Source organism: Citricoccus parietis (assembly GCF_042433045.1).
Classification (GTDB): Bacteria; Actinomycetota; Actinomycetes; order Actinomycetales; family Micrococcaceae; genus Citricoccus; species Citricoccus parietis.
In genome coordinates this window covers 1-2460 of the sequence record NZ_JBHLWH010000054.1, presented here as the reverse complement: position 1 = coordinate 2460, position 2460 = coordinate 1, and the positions used below count along the sequence as shown (strand labels likewise).

At 67.2% G+C, this 2460-nt stretch carries 2 protein-coding genes; both read right to left on the bottom strand.

Going from position 1 to position 2460, the window contains the following annotated elements; all coding sequences use genetic code 11:
- Window positions 1-46: 46 nt before the first annotated feature.
- On the bottom strand, window positions 47-796 hold the full coding sequence (locus tag ACFFIO_RS17280; protein ID WP_159555548.1) for an ATP-binding protein: 750 nt from the start codon (window positions 794-796) through the stop codon (window positions 47-49).
- Window positions 793-2364, bottom strand: a complete 1572-nt coding sequence (istA, locus tag ACFFIO_RS17275) for an IS21 family transposase (protein WP_159555550.1) — start codon at window positions 2362-2364, stop codon at window positions 793-795. The genes ACFFIO_RS17280 and istA overlap by 4 nt, the downstream gene beginning before the upstream one ends.
- Window positions 2365-2460 lie beyond the last annotated feature (96 nt).

Below are 2460 nucleotides of genomic sequence, written 5' to 3'. Positions count from 1 at the left end.
AGCCGGCGGCCGGCCGGGTGGGAGCCACCGGCCCTCGACGGGCTTTCTAGTGGCCGTTCATGGCGGTGTGTTCGCGCATGTTGTAGCTGCCGGTCTCGATCCAGAGGGTGTTGTGCACGATGCGGTCCATGATGGCGTCGGCGTGCACTCCGGAGCCCAGGCGCTGGTGCCAGTCCTTCTGTGCGTACTGGGTGCAGAACACGGTCGAGGTGTTCCCGTAGCGGCGCTCCAGCAGCTCCAGCAGCATGCTCCGCATCGACTCGTCGGGATGGTCCAACAGCCATTCGTCGATGACCAACAGCGTGAACGCGGCGTACTTTTTCAGGAACTTCGTGGAGCCCAGGGGCTTGTCCTTCGCCAGGGCCCAGGCTTCTTCGAGGTCGGGCATCCGGATGTAGTGGGCGCGGATCCGGTGCTGGCAGGCCTGCTTGGCCAGCGCGCAGCCCAGGTAGGACTTCCCGGAGCCGGTGAAGCCCTGGAACACGACGTTCTGCTGCCGGTCGATGAACGAACACGTCCCGAGCTGTGCGATCACGCCCTGGTCCAGGCCGCGCTCGGTGAGCAGATCCAGCCGGCGCAGGTCAGCGTTCGGGTAGCGCAGCCCGGCCCGCCGGATCAGCCCCTCAACCTTGGCGTGGTTGAACGAAGAGTGAGCCTCGTCCACGGCCAGCCGAATCTTGTCCTCGAACCCCAGTCCCATCACGAGGGTCTCGTCCTGGGCCTCGAGGGCCTCCAACAAGGTGGCGGCTCCCATCTCGCGCAGCTTGCGCTTGGTCTCGGTGTCGATCCGGCTCATCGAGTGCCTCCTGCCGCGTAGTAGGAGGCCCCACGCACGTAGCCACCGGGCTCCTCGGCCGTCGCGGCCCCTGGCGATGGTGTTCTGCCGGGTGTCTTGTCCTGCCCGGTCTCCAGGATCGGGCGCAGGTGCGCATACCGCGGGGACCTGACCCGGCCGGCCAGCGCGAGAGAGCAGGCCGCCTCCACCCGCTCGGCGGAGTAGCGGCGGGTCAGCCGCAGCACCGCCAGGGCCGGGTCCAGGCCCTGCTCGGCGACCGGCACGGACTCGAAGATCCGCTCCACCACGACCACCGCAGACGTTCCGACGCGGGTGGCCCAGTCCCGCACCCGGTCCGGGTCCCACTGCCGGTAGCCGGGCCCGGCCGGCAGATCGGCGTCATGGGTGCGGTACTCATTCACCACGTTCTCGGGCAGCAGCAGGTGGCTGGCCAACCGCTCGGGGCCGCGGTAGACCTCGAGCATCGTGTCCGTCAGACGCAGATCGACCTTGGCCCCGACGTGGGTGTATGGAACGGAGTAGAAGTTCCGGCCGAAGGTGACGTGCCCGTTCTTCGCGACCCTGCGGCCGTAGACCCACCGGCTGATCTCATAGGCCACCGTTGGCAACGGCCGCAGCAGGGGGCCCTCCTCGGCGGCGAACACGCTGGCCCTGGAGCCTGGCCGCTTCTGGAACGACTCCTGGTTGTAGGCGGCCACCCGGTCGATGATCGCCGCTTTGAGGTCGGCCAACGTGGCGAAGTTCTGGTCCCTGAGCTCGGCGATGACGCGCATCGCCACATGCCAGACGGTGTTCTCGGCGCTGGGTTTGTCCTTGGGTGCCCTGATTCTGGCCGGGAGCACGGCGGCGGAGTAGTGCGCGGCCATCTCCCGATAGGCGTCGTTCAGCACGATCTCGCCCTCGGCCGGATGCTTGATAACCCCCGTCTTGAGGTTGTCCGGCACGATCCGCGGCACGCTGCCGCCGAACGCCTCGAACATCGCCACGTGGGCCCGCAGCCAGGTGTCCTGCTTCATGTCCAGGGTCGGTTCGACGAAGGAGTACCGGCTGAACGGCAGACACCCCACGAACAAATACACCCTCGTCAGCTCGCCGGTGGCTGTGTCCAGCAGCTGCATCGTGGGTCCGGACCAGTCGACCTCGACCGTCTGCCCGGCCTTGTGCCCCACCCTCGAGGCCAGCCCGGCCACCAGCAGGTGATGCTGATAGGACTTGCAGAACCGGTCGTAGCCCATCGCCGGATCCCCGGCGGCGGCACAGGCATCGAGATATTCGCCGTGCAGCAGTTTCAGCGTCACCCCGACCCGGGACAGTTCCCGGTGAACCTTCTCGAAATCTGGCTGGGCGTAGACGCTCTCGTGTTCCCCGCGGCCGGGGAACACCATCGAGTACACCTCGGTCTCGGGCCGGTCGGCGATGTCGTCCCATCGCACCCCTGCCGCATCGGCAGCCTCCAGCACCGCTGCCACACTGTTCCGCGAGATCCGCTGTGAGGCAGCGATCGCCCGTCCCGACAGACCCTCGGCCCGCAACCGCAGCACGAGCTTGGCCTTAATCTTCCTTACCATTGAGAACTGCTCCTTCCGCCGGGTGCCCTTTACACCCGGCGGAAGGAGCCTAAGCAGGTGGCTCCGAACGACAATAACGGTGGCTCCGAAGACAGC